Origin of the sequence: Paraburkholderia heleia NBRC 101817 (genome assembly GCF_000739775.1) — a bacterium.
GTDB classification, from domain to species: domain Bacteria; phylum Pseudomonadota; class Gammaproteobacteria; order Burkholderiales; family Burkholderiaceae; genus Paraburkholderia; species Paraburkholderia heleia.
Genome location: NZ_BBJH01000007.1, coordinates 20961 through 38357, shown reverse-complemented (window position 1 = coordinate 38357; position 17397 = coordinate 20961). Strand labels below are relative to the sequence as shown.

Sequence of the window (17397 nt, the reverse complement as noted above, 5' to 3'; positions counted from 1 at the left end):
GTGCCGGGACAGGAACAGGGGGGTCCCCTGATGGAACCTGGTCGGAAGCGGGGCACCGGCGGCACGTGCGCGGTCCTCGATCCGGGACAGCATCGTAACTACGGCGGCGCGCAGGCTCTGTGCTGCAACGCACACGTACTCATGCAAACACGAAGCGTTTGTCGAGCTGGTATTTCGTGACATAGCCGATCACCAGGCCGAGTGCGCCGCCGGCGAGGCGCGCGATTTCATCGTGAAAGAGCGCATCCGCGGCGAACTCTACTGCCCAGAAAACGACGGTCGTACCGAGTCCCATGGCGACGTACAGCGTGAACGTCCGTACGCCGTGTGCGACGCTGCGGTGCTCGTAGCGGAATATCCAGGCCTTGTCGAGCAGGTATTTGACGATGAGCCCGACGCCCGTGCCCACGCATACCGAAATGGGCACGGCAAATTCGCCCTGGTACAGATGGAACGCCAGGCTCTGGCTGCCTAGGTTCGCGCCGATCGAAATGGCCGCGAACACCGCGTACCAGAAGACGAGGCGGGGGCGGCTCAGCACGACGCCGGTGGCCGGGCTGCTCATAGGGAAATCCTCTTGAATACGAAGCCGGGCAGCGAGCGGATGACGAGCATGATCTCGGCCCAGAACCACGGCGTATAGATCGAATCCTTGCCGCGCTCCACGGCGCGCACGATGTCCGCCGCCACGCGTTCCGGTGAAGCGACGAGCGGACCGGGCAGCGCGAGTCCGGCCGTCATGGGGGTGTTCACGAAGCCCGGCTTGATCGTCAGAACTTTCACGTTCGACTTGAAGAGCCGCGCGCGCAACCCTTCGCAGAAGGTTGTCACTGCTGCCTTGGCGGCGCCGTAGACATAGTTCGAAGGGCGCCCGCGGTCGCCTGCCACCGACGAGATGACGGCGATCGATCCGCTCTTCTGTGCTTCGAACACACCGGCGAGCAGTGTGAGCAGGGCGATTGTCGAGAGCGCGTTGACGGTGATTTCACGCACGGCGGCTTGCGGATCGCGTTCGCATTCCGACTGGTCGGAGAGCGTGCCGTGTGCGAGTAGAACGATGTCGATGCGGCCAAGCTCGGTCGTGGCGGCGTCGAGCATCGGGCGGTGCTGTCCGAAATCGTTGACGTCGAGAACGAAGGTGCCGACTCGCCCTGCGCCACGTACGCGCAGATCCTGCGCGACGGCCTCGAGACGCGTCGCATGGCGGCCAGCCAGCATGAAGTTCGCGCCGCGCTTGATCCATTCTCGAGCGCAGGCCACTGCGATGGCGGAGGAACCGCCGATGATCAGAATGTTCTTGTCCATTAGCGGGTTGTCCGTTGCCAGAAGCGCGACATCAAGGCCGGATCGCGCAGTTGTTCGAGCGCCTGCCACGCAGGGTAGGCGGCGCGAAAATCCGCACCGCTCATGTGAGCATCTTTGGCCGGATACTGGCGGCCGCCAGCGTCGCGCACGATCGCGTCGAGCCGCGCGAAAAGCGTGGCGTTGCGCGTGTCGTGCTGGGGAAAGTCGAGTGCGAGCGAGATGCCCTGCATCGGGAACGAGAGCAGCCCAGGGGACGCCAGCGGACCACAGCGTTTGAGCACCGCGAGGAACGAACCCGCGTGGGTCGAGGCGATCGCGTCGAGGAATGCGTGCAACGCGTCGCGAGCGGTTGCATCGGGCACGACCAGTTGATACTGCTGGAAGCCGCGCCGTCCGTAGAGGCGATTCCAGTCCCTGATGCTGTCGAGCGGATAGAAGTAGCTCGCGCAATTGACCACCCCGGGGCCCGCCCTGGCTGCCGCCCGGCGGTAATAGAGCTCGTTGAAGAGCTTGAGCGTGAAGCGGTTGACAGGCGACCAGGGCGGCGCGAACGGTACGCTTCGCACGGCTCGATTCGGCATGTCGAAGCATTGGTCGCTCGCATGGTCGGCGCAGACATAGATGCCGCGCCCAAGAGACGTGCCGCGCCCCAGACAGTCGATCCATGCCACGCCGTACTCATGCTGCGCGTCGTACTCGTGTGACAGTGCGAGAAACGCGTCGAGATTGCCGAACGGAATCGTCTGGGTGGCGAGGCGGCTCGACTGGACGGGCATCAGCTGCAACTCGACCCATTCGACGATCCCCGTGAGGCCAAGACCGCCGATCGTTGCGCGAAAGAACGCAGCGTTTTCTTCGGGCGCGCATTCAAGTGGCTCGCAATCGGAGCGCAGCAGCGAAAATCGTCGAACGTGTCGGCCGAACGTGCCGCGCACGTGGTGGTTCTTGCCGTGGACGTCGTTGGCGATCGCGCCGCCGAGCGTGACGAATTGCGTGCCGGGCGTAACGGGCAACATCCAGCCGCGCGGTACCGCGAGCGCGAGCACTTCGCCGAGCGTGACGCCCGCCTCGGCGCGCACGACGCCGGTTTTCCAGTCTGCGGCAATGAAGCGGTCGAGACCACGCAGCGCAACAACGTGATCGGTGGCGGCGAGACAACTGTCTCCGTAGCTGCGCCCATTGCCGAACGGCAACGTCGTGCCGAAGCGCGTTCCCGCGTCGCGAAGCGCGGATTGCGCGTTCTCTCGCCAACCGGGCTCGCGGCCGGTTTGCGGTGCGTACGGGTAGTGGCCCCAGGAACTGAGCTTCGAGACGCTCATGTGCAGTCGCCGGACAATGAATTGACAGTTGGCGCATGTTAGGCGGGATGCCTCGGAATTACCGTTCGCCGGAGCACAAAGCCCGCCTTCAAGCACGCACGTGCTCCCTCGCTGACAGCGTTCGGGATCACGGGCGAATCCAGTTGATCGCGAGACGTACCAAAAAACGATCTGTGGCGTAGCCAAACGCGACGGGAGTGCGCCGCGTGGTCATCCGTGATCGACGCGCTGTATTTCTAGCGCATCCGAGGGCGCGGCTGCGTCACGTGGCGGAACAAGCCTGTCATTTGTCGGGGCCTCGGCAATTGCGGTCACTCATATGGCCGCGCTTGGCATTGCCGATTGCGACCGGGCCCTGTTGGTGAATTTAGCCATCGTGTGCGGGAATCGTCGTCCAGTCAGCTCCTGGCCAGCGATATTGCGCAATGATTGAGTGCTATTTCAGCATTTGTAAATTCGAACTTTTTTCGCTTTGGTGCATTTGCCTCGAAACTATTTCCGTGTCGCCCTGTTCCGCCGCCTGTTAGCAGATGTCCATTCCATGTCCCATTACTTGCAAAGCAACAGCAGTCGCTCCTGGTCCGGACACGGCCGCGCATTGACCTGTTCCATGGCGGCGGTGCGCGGCGGCGCGGCCGCCTGCGCAGCGGCACGATGTGCGAAACAAGCCTTCAGACGTTGCTCAACGGGCGGATAGTATTGCCAGCCTTTGCCGAGGCCCGGCAGTTCGAGTTTCACCTGCTTCCACTTTGGATGGCCGTGCTCCTGCAGGTTGGTGAAGTTCTCGCAGAGCGAATCGCCAAAGCGCTTCAGGTTGCCGACCGTGCCGCGCAGGTTGTAGTCGTAGGTGACGAGAAAGGCCTTGACCGTCCACGTCGGCACGTCTTCTTTCAGCCAGTTCGGGTAGCTCGACACATGGATCGTCGCGGGATAGTAGGTTTGCTTCGCGCGCGCCGTTTCTGGCGCGTTCGGATCGACGCGCAGGAAGCGGATCTGCTGCAGCAGTTCGGGATTCATGTCGGTAAAGAGCTTGGCGGGCTGCCCGGCGACGATGATCGCCACATCGATCTTTTTGACGATGAGCGCAGCCAGTGCGTCTTCGTTGCTCAGGTGCTGCGCGTTCTGCTCGGGAATCGGCTGGCCGAACATGAGTCGGTACAGCGTCGTTGCCGACTGCGCGGTGCCGCTGCCGATCAGGCCGACGCTGATCACCTTGTCCTTGATCTCGTTGATCGTCTTCATCGGCGAGTCGCTACGCACGACGAAGTAAATCTCTTCGTCATAGAGCGGCATGATGAGCCGCAGCGGCCGGATCAGCTTGCCCGCCTCTTCGTTGCCGGAATTCGCCATATCGACGTAGGCCTGGTAGACGTCGGATTGCACGAGCGCGAGTTTCACGCCGCGCTCGAAACGCATGCGCTGCACGTTTTCCGCAGAGCCTTTCGACGGGATCACCTTGAGGTCGATGCCCGCCGGCAGCGCCACCCATTTCGCCAGGTCCTGGCCGATCTGAATGTAGGTGCCGCGCTCCGGACCGGTCACGATCTTGTAGTTCGCGTCTGCTGCGGCGGCGAGCGCGGCCGTCGAAAAAAACTGGATGATGAGTACCGCCAGTCCCGCGAGTATCGCTTTCGGCATGGTCTCTCTCCCGCCTTTGTATGCGTTGTACGGCAGACCTGAATATCCGGAAATCCTCTTCAATGACTGGTTTCGGAGGATGCGGCGTGCTTCCACCCAAGTTGGAGAATCGCGCGCTCCTGGGCATCGGCACCGTTTTCGTCACTGGCCGGACTGGCGGCGGATGTCGTAACGCTCGCGCTCGCACTGCCGAGGTCCGGTGGATTCCCATTCGCCGATGCGCTCGTCGCGCCCGGCAGCGGGGGAGGGGAGGCGGCTGTGACCGGGTCGTTCGGTACGGCCGGTCTGGCGGCGTGCCAGTCTTGCGAAGAAGGCAGCGGTACGGTGCTTGCACCGCGCGGCAGTGGCGCGCTCGCATCCGCTTGCGCGGCGCCATTTGGCGAACGCAGCGGGGACCAGCCCGTCGCTACGATGGCTCGCTCCATCAACGAGCGCGCGTGCAGGCTGCCTGGATCCATTGCCAGCGCCTTCGATGCCTGTTCTCGTACACAATCCCAGGCACGTTGCGAGGCACATCGTTCCGCGCCTTGCAACGCGCTATCGCGGCGTTGCGCCGGTGCGCTGTCGCGCTGTATCTCGCGCGCCTGATTGTCTGAGTCACGCGCGAGTGCGGCATTCGCGTTCGGCAAGCCTTTCTCCACGAGGCTCGCACGAGAGGCGCGTACTTCTCTTTCCTGCCCGCGCCTTTCGCCGTACAGCAGAAACGCAGCGTATGCGATTGCGGCGATCAGCCAGATCAGCAATACGCCCTTCACGAAAAGCCCTTTCCCGGTGCGCCAGAACGGCCGCTGATCCTCGAGTCGATAGTGGTGCAAATAGTCGGCCTGCACCGACGGGCGAGGGGATGCGGCCGCGCCGGCAAGCGATACCTTTGCGACGGCAGGCATGGGCGCTGCCGCGGAACGAACGACTCCTGGCATGGCTTTCGGGCGCGCGTGCGCAGCCGTGCCGAGCGGGCGATCCGTGCCGCAGTAAGGGCAGGAATCGACTTGCTGGTAGAGGGCCCCGCCGCAGAGCTTGCACGGTGTGGGAAAACTCCGGTTCCAGGTCATCTGAGCGGACATGCTGTCGCTCCACCGTCATGGCGACGCCATTTCGGCATGTTCAGGATCGTCGTTGAAGCGATCGGCGAGGCCTCGCGGAACCCACGATCTGCATGCGCAGGAGAGCGGCGGTGCCTGATCAGGCACCGCCGCTTGAATGATCATATGAGTGATTTTCCATTCATACGCAAATTGCCAGTGTTGTCTACCGCACATATGCGCTGCCCGCCGGACGAACGGACCCGAGTCGGGCCCGCCGTGGTCCTGGCAACGAAGCCGGTTTGACCGACGACTCGCGAACTGGAGCGCGGTTTGCTGTGTGCCATGCCTGCACAGTGATATGGCACTCAAATGGATCGGCGTTGGGGATTTCCCCGAGAGGCGTCCCAAATGGCTCAGCAGGCCGGGGTCTGCCTGCTGAATATATCTCCCCCCAGATTCATGCGGTTCCCTGAGGAGCCGAGCGTCATGGAGGTCTATCGTATTGTTTTAATTGAAGAATATTTCAATGTGGCACTCAAATTGGGCGGCCGATAGTGCTTAACTTCACTCAGCCAAAGTGGCTCCAAGGCTGTCTCGATCTAACGAAAATTCCCCATTCCGCCCCTTCTTGAATTTGTCATTCCTCGTCCATATAATTAGCACTCACCGCACGGGAGTGCTAACAACGCTCGGTGCACAAACTTCTCTGGCTGGCGGTTACCGGCAGCCAGGTTTTCTTGAGTCGCTTCAAGTCCTAATCAAGAGAGAGGATCTATCCATGAACCTTCGTCCTTTGCATGATCGCGTGATCGTCAAGCGCCTGGATCAAGAAACCAAGACCGCTTCGGGCATCGTGATCCCGGACGCAGCGGCAGAAAAGCCGGATCAAGGCGAAGTCCTGGCCATCGGCCCGGGCAAGCGCGACGACAAGGGCGCCCTGATCGCGCTCGACGTGAAGGTTGGCGATCGCGTCCTGTTCGGCAAGTACGCTGGCCAGACCGTCAAGGTCGACGGCAACGAACTGCTCGTGATGCGCGAAGAAGACATCATGGCCGTGGTGAACAAGTAAGTTCATTCCACCGCTCACTATTCAAGAATCCAAGGAGTTAGAAGATGGCAGCTAAAGACGTCGTGTTCGGCGATTCCGCCCGTTCCAAGATGGTTGAAGGCGTGAACATTCTCGCCAACGCAGTGAAGGTCACGCTGGGTCCGAAGGGCCGCAACGTGGTTCTCGAGCGCTCGTTCGGCGGCCCGACGGTCACCAAGGACGGTGTCTCGGTCGCGAAGGAAATCGAGCTCAAGGACAAGCTCCAGAACATGGGCGCGCAAATGGTCAAGGAAGTCGCTTCCAAGACCAGCGACAACGCCGGTGACGGCACGACGACGGCTACGGTTCTGGCCCAGTCGATCGTCCGCGAAGGCATGAAGTACGTCGCATCGGGCATGAACCCGATGGACCTCAAGCGCGGCATCGACAAGGCCGTCGCAGCAGCAATCGAAGAGCTGCGCAAGGTCAGCAAGCCCTGCACGACCAACAAGGAAATCGCGCAAGTCGGCTCGATCTCGGCAAACAGCGACACGTCGATCGGCGACCGTATCGCTGAAGCGATGGACAAGGTCGGCAAGGAAGGCGTCATCACCGTCGAAGACGGCAAGTCGCTGCAAGACGAGCTGGAAGTCGTCGAAGGTATGCAGTTCGACCGCGGCTACCTCTCGCCGTACTTCATCAACAACCCGGACAAGCAAGTCGCCGTGCTGGAAAGCCCGTTCGTCCTGCTGTTCGACAAGAAGATCTCGAACATCCGCGATCTGCTGCCGGTTCTGGAACAAGTCGCGAAGGCTGGCCGTCCGCTGCTGATCATCGCTGAAGACGTCGAAGGCGAAGCTCTGGCAACGCTGGTCGTCAACAACATCCGCGGCATCCTGAAGACCGTCGCCGTCAAGGCTCCGGGCTTCGGCGACCGTCGCAAGGCCATGCTGGAAGACATCGCGATCCTGACCGGCGGCCAGGTCATCGCGGAAGAAACCGGTCTCACGCTCGAGAAGGCAACGCTGGCCGAGCTCGGTCAAGCCAAGCGCATCGAAGTGGGCAAGGAAAACACGACGATCATCGACGGCGCAGGCGAAGCCGTGAACATCGAAGCGCGCGTGAAGCAGATCCGCACGCAGATCGAAGAAGCGACGTCGGACTACGACCGTGAAAAGCTGCAAGAGCGCGTTGCCAAGCTGGCAGGCGGCGTGGCAGTGATCAAGGTCGGCGCTGCGACCGAAGTCGAAATGAAGGAAAAGAAGGCACGCGTGGAAGACGCGCTGCACGCAACCCGCGCTGCCGTTGAAGAAGGCATCGTCCCGGGCGGCGGCGTTGCGCTGATCCGTGCACGTACGGCAATCGCCAGCGTGAAGGGCGCCAACGCAGATCAGGACGCCGGTATCAAGATCGTCCTGCGCGCGATGGAAGAGCCGCTGCGCCAGATCGTCACGAACGGCGGCGAAGAAGCGTCGGTGGTCGTGGCAGCGGTTGCAGCTGGCCAGGGCAACTACGGCTACAACGCAGCGACCGGCGAGTACGTCGACATGGTCGAAGCCGGCGTGGTCGACCCGACGAAGGTTACGCGTACCGCGCTGCAAAACGCAGCTTCGGTTGCTGGCCTGCTCCTGACGACGGACGCAGCTGTCGCTGAAGTGCCGAAGGAAGATGCTCCGATGCCTGGCGGCATGCCCGGCGGTATGGGCGGCATGGGCATGGACATGTAATCCAGGCGCACGCCTGAGTTACATCGAAGTGCAGGGGACACGTCGCGAGACGTGTTTCCCTGGCCCGAAAAAAACCCGCAGCGATGCGGGTTTTTTTTCGTGTGTGCGGCTTGCGTATTTTGCGCGGGCCGCCGCGCCGCGAGCGTTATGGCTTCGCTTCGCCGGGCGAGGCCTCGTCCGTGTCGGCGTCGTTGCTCCGCGCCCAGAAGAACCGATCGGGCAGCCACGCGCCCATGCCCGGCCTGAACGCGCTCTGCACGGCCTGATACACATACTCCTGCGCCTCGCGCACGGCCTCGGGCGGCTCCTGGCCGTTCGCGAGCAGCGCGGCGATGGCGGCGCCGAGCGTATCGGTCAGGCCCATCATCGGCTGCATGGCGCGGTCCCACAGGTCCTGGCGCAACTGGCCGTCTTCGCAGTACAGCGTGTTGACGACCCGATGCGTGCCCGTTTCCATCGCCAGGATGTACTCGCAGCCCATGGCGAGCAGGTGCGCGATGGCGGCGTCGACGCTGGGCGCTTCCGCGTCGCCGTCCGGCTGCGCGAGCGCGATCAGCGTGGCGGAGTCGGCCACGAGCAGCGTGGTCTGCGGCACGAGCAGGTCGGCCATCGCTTCGCGCAGTTCGTCGGCGGCGAGCACGTGCTCGTCGTCGAGCGTGAAGTCGGGAGCGAGGATGAGCGGCAGGTCGTCATAGTCGGCGACCACTTCCGCAATCGCGCTCACGACTTCGGCACGCGCGCCTGCGCCTACCTTGAACGCCGCGATGGGCATGTCTTCGAGCAGCATGCGCGCCTGGGTGGCGACGGTTTCCGGATCGAGCCCGGTCACTTCGTCGCAGCCCGCGGAGTCGCGCACCGTGTAGCCGGTCAGCGCGGTGACGCCATGGCATCCCATGCTGGCGAGCGTGAGCAGGTCGGCTTGCAGTCCGCCGCCGCCCGTCGGGTCGGAAAGGCCGAAGGTGAGGACGATGGGAGGGGTGTCGCTGGGCATGAACGTGGCGAGATGGATTTGGACTTCAGGCACGGCGTACCGTGCCGTCATAAGAGAATGCTTTAATTATGCGGCTTATCGATGAATCCGGGGGACGGATGCCCCCGGCGCACGCAAGGATTTTTTCGCACGACACGGGCCGTTCGCGGCGACGCATTTCGTTTGACCCCGTGCAGGCCAGATTTCCTCTTGCTAGGCATGGAAACGGCAACAAGGTACCATCATGGCTCTCGTTTCCCCGATTTTTTTTCCGACTGGTTTCGGACTTTTCGACGCGGCATAAGAATGGAATATAGAAGCTGGATGTGCCTGATCTGCGGCTGGATTTACGACGAAGAAGCCGGTTTGCCAGACGAAGGCATTGCCCCGGGCACGCGCTGGGAGGATGTCCCGATCAACTGGACCTGCCCCGAGTGCGGCGCGCGCAAGGAAGACTTCGAGATGGTCCAGATCTGAGCGCGTTGCTCAGGTAGCTGGCGATTGCCGGCGCGCAGTCTGGCTGCAGATTCCAGAAGTGTGGCGGGTGTGGAGTGCGGTGTCGCAACGGCGGGCATCGTGTTTGCGCCTGCCGTCGCGATTGTCGAGATCGCCCGCCTGGTCGGCCCGCTCACGTTTTCGGCGCTGCCCTATGAGTCATCCTTCAAGCTCTGATGTGCGGTTCGAAGCGTTGCCGAATCCGCGCGGCGGCACGGTGCCGTTCGCGCTCGGCGCGCTCGCCCAGGCGCTTGCCGCGCTCGACGAGCAGCGCGACGTCGCCCGGCCGCTGCGCCAGGCCGCCCGCACGCTGCACGACGCCGGCTGGCTTGCCGCCGCGCGCTTTGCCGACACGCTGCTCCTTGCTTCCCCGCTCGCGCTCGCCGCGCCGGTGCCCGTTGCGCCGCCGCCCGGCTTGCCCGCGCGGCCACTGCACGCGTCCGAGGAAGAGCCCGGCGCCGAAATCCGTCTCTTGTTCAGTGAAGCGCTCAAAGAACTCGTCGCCGCACTGGAACGCCGCAATCTGCGCGAGCTGGCGTGCTCGCCCGCGCTTTTCGCGCGGCAGCACGCGATGGTGGCCGCGCTCGCGGCGCACATGCCGGGTGTCGGGCTCGCCTACGAGGACATCGCGCTGCTGGGCCGGCCGCTTGCGCCCGCCACGCTGCATCCGCAGCCGGCGCAGCGCTTTGGCCAGGTGCGCGCGCGCTTCGAGCAGGCGCTCCTGCATGCGCTGAAATCGCAGTTCGGCAACGGCAGCCGCGCGGCCAGCGCGCTCGCGCTCGCCGCGTTCGACGAGATGGACGCCTGCATGGCCGAGCTATCGAGCTCCGATCCTTACGACTTCTGGCGGCTTGCGGCGGCGTGCGGACGCGCGCTGCGGCGCGGCGTGGCGTCGTGGGGCGACGAGGGCGTGCGGCGCCTCTACGCGCGTTGCAATCTGCTGATCGGCGAACATGCGCGCGGCCTGCGTTTCGCGCCGCAAACGCTCGTGCGCTCGACGCTGGCGTTGCTGTGGCGCGACTACGCGCTGTTCGGGGCCGCCGCGGAAGACACCGCGGATGTCGATCTGCTGCATGACTACGGCTTGACCGTGGAATGGCACATCGCCGGCACGCAAGCTTCGGAAGCGCTGTGGGAAGCCGGCAGCGCGCAGGCCGGCGCGCTCGCGGCGCGCGTGGCGCCCACACGCGAGCTGGGCGCGCTGGTCGTGAACGGCAACGCGTATGAGGATTTTCTGCAGACTGCCGATGCGGCGATGATCGCGCTCGGCACGCACTCGCGCACCCTGACGTTACGCGGCGTGGGCGCGCCGGAGTCCGCCGAGGCGCTGGTCGCAGCCGAAGCGGCGTACCGCATCGGCGCCGCGGCCTGGGCACTCGGGCTCGGCCACATCGGCCAGCTCGCGGATGCGCTGGGCCTCGCCTGGCGGCGCACCGCGCACGCGGCAACGCTCGCGGCCCTCGAGGCGCGGGGCGCGCCGTCGGTTCAGGCGCCCGGCGCCGAGGCCATCGAGCACGCCAGCGAGGCGCTGCGCGCCATGCTCCACAAGGTCGCGGCGGGCGTCGCGCAGCCCGATGCCACGCCCGCAGTACGTGCGCTCGGGGCGGCGATCGTCAACGGCGCGGCGCAAGTTGCCGTGCAAAATATTGCCCACTGACCGCCTCCGGCCTCTGGATTCGCGACGCGGGCCGTACGTCGCAGAGTCAGGCATCGGCCTTGCGCCACCGGCCCATTGCCTTGCAAGGTCACAGCATGCGCGTGTTAGAGTGAGCCATTCCGTGCAATGCGCAACGCGTAGCGGCTGGCAGGGTGCGAGGCGGCCATCGGGCGCCCGACCTCCGGCCCGGCCGCGCGCCGCCATTGCGCATCGTCTTTGCTAGAATTCAAACCATGTCCAAGAGTACCGATCGCATCAATCTGACCAACCAGTTCCTGATCGCCATGCCGAACATGGCGGATCCCACGTTTTCAGGAACGGTGGTCTACCTTTGCGATCATTCGGAGCGCGGCGCGCTCGGTCTCGTCATCAATCGGCCCACCGACATCGATCTCGAGGCGCTCTTTTCCCGCATCGACCTCAAGCTCGAAATCGAGCCGCTCCTGCATGTGCCCGTCTATTTCGGCGGCCCGGTGCAGACCGAGCGGGGTTTCGTGCTGCACGCGCGAGCCGAGGGCACGAGCTATACGTCTTCGATGTCGGTGCCGGGCGGCCTCGAGATGACCACGTCGAAGGACGTGCTCGAAGCCGTCGCCAACGGCAACGGCCCCGATCGGTTCCTCCTCACGCTCGGCCATGCCGGCTGGGGCGCGGGTCAGCTCGAGGACGAAATTTCGAAGAACGGCTGGCTCACGGTCGAGGCCGATCCGAAGATCGTTTTCGACGTGCCCGCCGAAGAGCGCTTCGAGGCGGCGCTCGCGTTGCTCGGCATTTCTTCTTCCATGCTCTCGGGCGAGGCGGGTCACGCATGAGCGTGGCCGCTGGGCGAGGGGCCGGCGAGGCCACCTTGCTTGCGTTCGATTACGGCGAAAAGCGCATCGGCGTCGCGCTCGGCAATGCCCTCACGCGCAGCGCCCGGGCGCTCACCGTCATTCCGAACAAAAGCCGCGACTACCGTTTCGAAGCGATAGCCGAGCTGCTGCGCGAGTGGCAGCCGGATCTGCTCGTCGTTGGCTTGCCGTGCCATCCGGACGGCACGCCGCACTTCATGACGCAGCACGCGAAGCGCTTCGGCAACCAGCTCAATGGGCGCTTCGGTTTGCGGGTGGTGTGGGTGGACGAGCGCTATTCGTCCGTCGACGCCGAAGCGCGGCTGCGCGAGCGCGGCGAACGCGTCGAACATGTCGACGCCGAAGCGGCCTCCGTGATTCTTCAGCAGTACCTCGACGAACTCCCGCTCTGACCAGCCTGCGAGTGGCCCGATGATCATTCCCGACGCTGAAGCGCTGTATTGCGCCCTTCTTGACGAGATCCGCGCGGCGTACCACGCCGATGCGTTCGGCGCGCCCGGCGGCGTGGCGATCGTCGGCATTCATAGCGGCGGCGCGTGGATCGCCGAGCGGCTCGCGCAGGATGTCGGCGCGCCCGAATGGGGCGTGCTCAACGTCGCGCTGCACCGCGACGACTACGCGAAGAAGGGCTTGCACAGCAAGGCAAGCCCGACGAAGCTGCCCTTTGCCGTGGAAGGCCGCCACATCCTGCTCGTCGACGACGTGCTGTACACGGGCCGCACCGTGCGCGCCGCGCTCAACGAGCTGTACGACTACGGGCGTCCGGCTTGCGTCGAACTCGCGGTGCTTGCCGAGCGCGGCGGGCGAGAGCTGCCGGTGTCCGCGCGTTTCACCGGCGGCGCGGTGAGCGTCGGTGCGCGCGAAACGCTTGTGCTCGCACACAGCGCGGACGGTCTCTTCGCTTTTCACGTCGAGCCGGGCAGCGGCGACTGAGGCACGCATCGAACACCTTCAGCGGCAGCGACGGCAGACGTCCGGGCGTCTACGCCGGCCACGCGCCGCCCATCAGATCAGGAATCACGCGATGAACACACAACCCGCGCCCGCAGCGTCCCCGGCGGACGACACGCGTTTTCGCTACGGCTTTCTCAAGGGCAATCCGCAGCTCACGAAGAACGGCGAGCTCAAGCACCTGCTGTCGATAGAGGGCCTTTCTCGCTCAATCCTCACGCACGTTCTCGACACCGCCACGCAGTTCGTGAGCGTGACCGACCGCGAGGTGAAGAAGGTGCCGCTCTTGCGCGGCAAGTCGGTGTTCAACCTGTTTTTCGAGAACTCCACACGCACGCGTACCACGTTCGAGATTGCGGCCACGCGTCTTTCGGCGGACGTGCTCAACCTGAACATCAACGCTTCGTCGACGAGCAAGGGCGAATCGCTGCTCGACACCATCGGCAACCTTTCGGCGATGCACGCCGACATGTTCGTCGTGCGCCACGCGTCGAGCGGCGCGCCGTACCTGATCGCCGAGCACTGCGCGCCGCACGTGCACGTGATCAACGCCGGCGACGGCCGCCACGCGCACCCGACGCAAGGCCTGCTCGACATGTACACGATCCGCCATTACAAGCGCGACTTCACGAACCTGCGCGTGGCGATCGTGGGCGACATCCTGCATTCGCGCGTGGCGCGCTCGGACATTCACGCGCTCACCACGCTCGGCGTGCCCGAGGTGCGTGCCATCGGCCCGCGCACGCTGCTGCCGGGCGGCCTCGAGCAGATGGGTGTGCGCGTGTTTCATAACCTCGATGAAGGCCTGAAGGACGTCGACGTGATCATCATGCTGCGTCTGCAAAACGAGCGCATGAGCGGCGCGCTGCTGCCTTCCGCGCAGGAGTACTTCAAGAGCTGGGGCTTGACGCCCGAGCGCCTCGCGCTCGCCGCGCCCGACGCGATCGTCATGCATCCGGGGCCGATGAATCGCGGCGTGGAAATCGACTCGCAGGTCGCCGACGGCCCGCAATCGGTGATCCTCGATCAGGTGAGCTTCGGCATAGCGGTGCGCATGGCGGTGATGGGCATCGTCGCCGGGAACAACGACTGAGACGGCGAGAACGACAAGGGCAGCAGATGAAAATCCGTATTCAAGGCGGCACGCTGGTCGATCCGGCGGCCGGCACCGGGCAGCAGCAGGACGTGTACATCGAAGCGGGCAAGATCGCCGCGCTTGGCGCGGCGCCCGCGGGCTTCCAGGCGGACCGCACGCTCGATGCGCGCGGCCTCGTGGTCGCGCCCGGCCTCGTCGACCTGAGCGCGCGCCTGCGCGAGCCGGGCTACGAGCACAAGGCCACGCTCGACTCGGAGATGAACGCGGCGCTCGCGGGCGGCGTGACGAGTCTCGTGTGTCCGCCGGATACGGACCCCGTGCTCGACGAAGCCGGCCTGGTCGAGATGCTCAAGCACCGCGCGGGCAAGCTCGCGCGTGCGCATGTGCATCCGCTGGGCGCGCTGACCGTGGGCCTGAAAGGGCAGGTGATCACCGAGATGGTGTCGCTGACCGAGGCGGGCTGCATCGGCTTCACGCAGGCCGACACGCCGATTGCCGATACCCAGGTCCTGCTGCGCGCGCTGCAGTACGCGAGCACCTATGGCTACGCCGTGTGGCTGCGGCCGCAGGACGCGTATCTCTCGAAGGGCGGCGTGGCCGCGAGCGGCGCGGTGGCTTCGCGCCTGGGCCTCTCCGGCGTGCCGGTGAGCGCGGAGACGATCGCGCTGCATACCCTCTTCGAACTGATGCGCGTGACGGGTGCACGCGTGCACGTGCAGCATCTGTCGTCGGCGGCGGGCGTGGCGCTCGTACGCGCCGCGAAAGCCGAGGGCCTGCCGGTGACGTGCGACGTGACGGCCAACCATCTGCATCTGATCGACATGGACATCGGCTATTTCGACGCGCAGTTCCGGCTCGACCCGCCGCTGCGTCAGCAGCGCGATCGCGAGGCGATTCGCGCGGGCCTTGTCGACGGCACGATCGATGCGATCTGCTCGCAGCACACGCCTGTGGACGACGACGAGAAGTTGCTGCCTTTCGCCGAAGCGACGCCGGGCGCGACGGGCCTCGAGCTGTTCCTCTCGCTTACCGTGAAATGGGCGCAGGAGGCGCGTGTGCCGCTTGCGAAGGCGCTCGGCCATGTGACGTCGGCGCCGGCTGCCGTGATGCAGCGTGACGCGGGACGGCTCGCCGTGGGCGCGAACGCGGACCTCTGTGTGTTCGATCCCCATGCACACTGGCGCGTCGAGCCGCGCGCGCTCAAGAGCCAGGGACACAACACGCCGTTCCTCGGCTATGAGTTGCCGGCCGTGGTGCGCGCCACGCTCGTGGCGGGGCGGGTAGGCTTCGAGCGTGGGTTCGATTGAGTGGCGAATGAGGTTTCGAGCGCGCATGACAGATTTGTGTCATGCGCGTCTGCTAGGATCACGCGATTCAGCCTATCGTCAAACATGAGCCTTTTCATCCGCAAGACCCGGTTGCTCGCGCATCTGCTGCGCGGCGCCTTGACCGTCGCGCTGCGTTTTCCACGCGCAAGCGCCGACCGGCGCCACGCCATGAACCGCGCATGGTCCCTCAAGATGCTCGAGCTGTGCGGCATGAAGCTCGTCGTGCACAACGACTCGGCGCGGCTCGACACGGGCGCGCTCGTCGTGAGCAACCACATCTCGTGGATCGATATCTACGTGATCAACGCGTGGCGTCCCACGCCGTTCGTCTCGAAGGCGGAGATCCGTAACTGGCCGCTGATCGGCTGGTTTGCCCAGAACCTCGACACCGTGTTCATCGAACGGGAGAAGCGCAGCGATGCGAAACGCATCATGCATGAACTGGCCGGGCGTCTGACGCGCGGCGAGCTGATGTGCGTGTTTCCTGAAGGCACGACCTCGGATGGGCTCGCGCTCAAGCCGTTTCACTCGAACATGTTCCAGGCGGCGGTGTCGGCCGGGAGGCCCGTGCAGCCGCTTTGCATTTTGTATGAGGACGCGCAGGGGCGGCAGTCGGTCGCGCCGGCGTATATCGACGACCTTTCGCTCAAGGATTCGCTCGACGCGATGCTCAAGGCTGGGCCGCTGACCGCTCATGTTTATGTGGGCGAGGCGATCGAGGCGGGCGATGATCGGCGCAAGCTGGCGGCGCGTGCGCAGGAGGCGGTGGGGCAGGCGTTGGAGAGGATGCAGGCGGAGCCGGCGGCACATTCGCACGGCGTGGCGCAGGCGACTTGACGCCAGAAGGCGTGCGCCCGCGCGAATTCGTGTGTTTTAGCCGTTCGTCGCGCGGCAACTCTCGCAGGGCACCTGCGTGAGGATGCGTTCGCCCGGATCGCCGACAAGATGGATTGCCGAAAGCTGCTCGCCCCAGACGCAGCCCGAGTCGAGCCCGACCAGGTTCTTGCGCAGGGTGAGGCCAAGGGCGGCCCAATGGCCGAATACCACGGTGGTGTCGGCCGTTTTGCGCCCGGGCACGTCGAACCACGGCATGAACCCAGGCGGTGCGGAGTCGAGGCCGCCGCTGGTTGAGAAGTCCATCACGCCCTCGCTGTCGCAAAAACGCACGCGCGTAAGCGCGCTGCAGGTCACGCGCAGCCGCTCGATGCCCTTGAGATCCCTGGACCAGCGGTTCGGCTGGTTGCCGTAGAGACCGGCGAGCGTCTCTCGCCAGTTGTCGCGGCGCAACGCTTTTTCAAGTTCGTGCGCGAGTTCCATCGTGAGTTCGACGTCCCACTGCGGCAAAACGCCCGCATGCACCATCAGCATGCCGTTCTCGTAGTGGGCGATCGGGCGGTGGCGCACCCAGTGCAACAGATCTTCGGCGTCGGGTGCGTTCAGGATGTCGTCGATGGTGTCGTCTTTCTTTGACTTACGGATGCCCGCCGAAACCGACAGCAGATGCAGGTCGTGATTGCCCAGCACTGCCACGCCGCGCTCGCCGAGATTGATCACCTCGCGCAACGTTTCGAGCGATGCGGGACCGCGATTGATCAGGTCGCCTGCGAACCAGAGCGGCGTGTCCGGGGACGGAGCGGCTTTAGCGAGCAGTTCGCGAAACGGGGTGAGGCAACCCTGGAGGTCGCCGAAAGCGAGAGGGGCTGTGAACGGCGCTTGCTTGGTCATTGAATCGGGATCAAATGCGGGATGACGCGGGACAAGAGGATGACGGTAGCACAGGAATAGTTTTGCCGCGTGACGTGAAGGACAAATGATGGGAGCGATCAATGCGGCCTGACGATATGGCCCGGAAAACGGGTGACTTCATTGTTACCGAGCGGCAGGTGTGAGCGTTGTCCGCAGTGGCATGATTACGTAAATGTTAAATCGCAATTTGTCAAGCTGTTTCAAGATGTTAGCAGTATGGCATTCGCTCAGGCTGGCCTTATAATTATGGGTCATAAAATCA

At 64.6% G+C, this 17397-nt stretch carries 17 protein-coding genes; 10 read left to right on the top strand and 7 right to left on the bottom strand.

The features are described 5' to 3' along the window. Positions 1 to 139: 139 nt before the first annotated feature. The 5 genes from BHE01S_RS07505 to BHE01S_RS07485 all read right to left on the bottom strand — a co-directional run bounded on the left by BHE01S_RS07505 (position 140) and on the right by BHE01S_RS07485 (position 5149). Positions 140 to 565 (bottom strand): GtrA family protein, encoded by a 426-nt coding sequence (locus BHE01S_RS07505; RefSeq protein ID WP_174479493.1) that lies wholly within the window; start codon positions 563 to 565, stop codon positions 140 to 142. Continuing rightward, on the bottom strand, positions 562 to 1305 hold the full coding sequence (locus BHE01S_RS07500; protein ID WP_042262263.1) for an SDR family oxidoreductase: 744 nt from the start codon (positions 1303 to 1305) through the stop codon (positions 562 to 564). Before BHE01S_RS07500 ends, BHE01S_RS07505 begins: the two co-directional genes overlap by 4 nt. Then, the gene (locus tag BHE01S_RS07495; protein WP_042262261.1) at positions 1305 to 2624 is read right to left on the bottom strand and encodes an FAD-binding oxidoreductase; all 1320 of its coding nucleotides are present in this window, start codon (positions 2622 to 2624) and stop codon (positions 1305 to 1307) included. The genes BHE01S_RS07500 and BHE01S_RS07495 overlap by 1 nt, the downstream gene beginning before the upstream one ends. Before the next feature lie 549 nt (positions 2625 to 3173). Next, positions 3174 to 4262: a TAXI family TRAP transporter solute-binding subunit gene (locus BHE01S_RS07490; protein ID WP_042262259.1), complete on the bottom strand. Its 1089-nt coding sequence runs from the start codon at positions 4260 to 4262 to the stop codon at positions 3174 to 3176. 59 nt (positions 4263 to 4321) lie between these two features. Next, positions 4322 to 5149 carry a RodZ family helix-turn-helix domain-containing protein gene (locus tag BHE01S_RS07485; protein ID WP_042262257.1) on the bottom strand — a complete coding sequence of 276 codons (828 nt, stop codon included), beginning with the start codon at positions 5147 to 5149 and terminating at the stop codon, positions 4322 to 4324. 916 nt (positions 5150 to 6065) lie between these two features. On the opposite strand from BHE01S_RS07485, the gene groES reads away from it, so the two are divergent. Beyond that, positions 6066 to 6356, top strand: coding sequence for a co-chaperone GroES (gene groES, locus BHE01S_RS07480; protein WP_028202123.1), 291 nt, complete (start codon positions 6066 to 6068; stop codon positions 6354 to 6356). Positions 6357 to 6400: 44 nt separating this feature from the next. Next, the gene (groL, locus tag BHE01S_RS07475) at positions 6401 to 8041 is read left to right on the top strand and encodes a chaperonin GroEL (protein ID WP_042262253.1); all 1641 of its coding nucleotides are present in this window, start codon (positions 6401 to 6403) and stop codon (positions 8039 to 8041) included. Positions 8042 to 8186: 145 nt separating this feature from the next. Here groL and BHE01S_RS07470 read toward each other — a convergent pair whose 3' ends face one another. Further along, positions 8187 to 9032 carry a hydroxymethylpyrimidine/phosphomethylpyrimidine kinase gene (locus tag BHE01S_RS07470; RefSeq protein WP_042262690.1) on the bottom strand — a complete coding sequence of 282 codons (846 nt, stop codon included), beginning with the start codon at positions 9030 to 9032 and terminating at the stop codon, positions 8187 to 8189. A 285-nt stretch (positions 9033 to 9317) separates the two neighbouring features. On the opposite strand from BHE01S_RS07470, the gene BHE01S_RS07465 reads away from it, so the two are divergent. The 8 genes from BHE01S_RS07465 (at position 9318) to BHE01S_RS07430 (ending at position 16226) form a co-directional block, all read left to right on the top strand. Beyond that, positions 9318 to 9488, top strand: coding sequence for a rubredoxin (locus BHE01S_RS07465; protein WP_008342674.1), 171 nt, complete (start codon positions 9318 to 9320; stop codon positions 9486 to 9488). A 172-nt stretch (positions 9489 to 9660) separates the two neighbouring features. Next, entirely contained in the window at positions 9661 to 11163 is a 1503-nt protein-coding gene (locus BHE01S_RS07460) for a hypothetical protein (RefSeq protein ID WP_042262249.1), read from the top strand. A 233-nt stretch (positions 11164 to 11396) separates the two neighbouring features. Next, on the top strand, positions 11397 to 11975 hold the full coding sequence (locus tag BHE01S_RS07455) for a YqgE/AlgH family protein (protein WP_042262247.1): 579 nt from the start codon (positions 11397 to 11399) through the stop codon (positions 11973 to 11975). Beyond that, the gene (gene ruvX / locus BHE01S_RS07450) at positions 11972 to 12406 is read left to right on the top strand and encodes a Holliday junction resolvase RuvX (RefSeq protein ID WP_042262245.1); all 435 of its coding nucleotides are present in this window, start codon (positions 11972 to 11974) and stop codon (positions 12404 to 12406) included. The genes BHE01S_RS07455 and ruvX overlap by 4 nt, the downstream gene beginning before the upstream one ends. Positions 12407 to 12425: 19 nt before the next feature. Continuing rightward, the gene (gene pyrR, locus BHE01S_RS07445) at positions 12426 to 12947 is read left to right on the top strand and encodes a bifunctional pyr operon transcriptional regulator/uracil phosphoribosyltransferase PyrR (protein WP_042262243.1); all 522 of its coding nucleotides are present in this window, start codon (positions 12426 to 12428) and stop codon (positions 12945 to 12947) included. Positions 12948 to 13038: 91 nt separating this feature from the next. Continuing rightward, positions 13039 to 14058: an aspartate carbamoyltransferase catalytic subunit gene (locus tag BHE01S_RS07440; RefSeq protein WP_042262242.1), complete on the top strand. Its 1020-nt coding sequence runs from the start codon at positions 13039 to 13041 to the stop codon at positions 14056 to 14058. A 26-nt stretch (positions 14059 to 14084) separates the two neighbouring features. After that, positions 14085 to 15368 (top strand): dihydroorotase, encoded by a 1284-nt coding sequence (locus BHE01S_RS07435; RefSeq protein WP_042262240.1) that lies wholly within the window; start codon positions 14085 to 14087, stop codon positions 15366 to 15368. 84 nt (positions 15369 to 15452) lie between these two features. Further along, positions 15453 to 16226 (top strand): lysophospholipid acyltransferase family protein, encoded by a 774-nt coding sequence (locus BHE01S_RS07430; RefSeq protein WP_084068647.1) that lies wholly within the window; start codon positions 15453 to 15455, stop codon positions 16224 to 16226. Between the two features lie 36 nt (positions 16227 to 16262). On the opposite strand, the gene BHE01S_RS07425 is transcribed toward BHE01S_RS07430, so the two are convergent. Next, the gene (locus BHE01S_RS07425) at positions 16263 to 17114 is read right to left on the bottom strand and encodes a symmetrical bis(5'-nucleosyl)-tetraphosphatase (RefSeq protein ID WP_042262238.1); all 852 of its coding nucleotides are present in this window, start codon (positions 17112 to 17114) and stop codon (positions 16263 to 16265) included. Between the last annotated feature and the right edge of the window lie 283 nt (positions 17115 to 17397).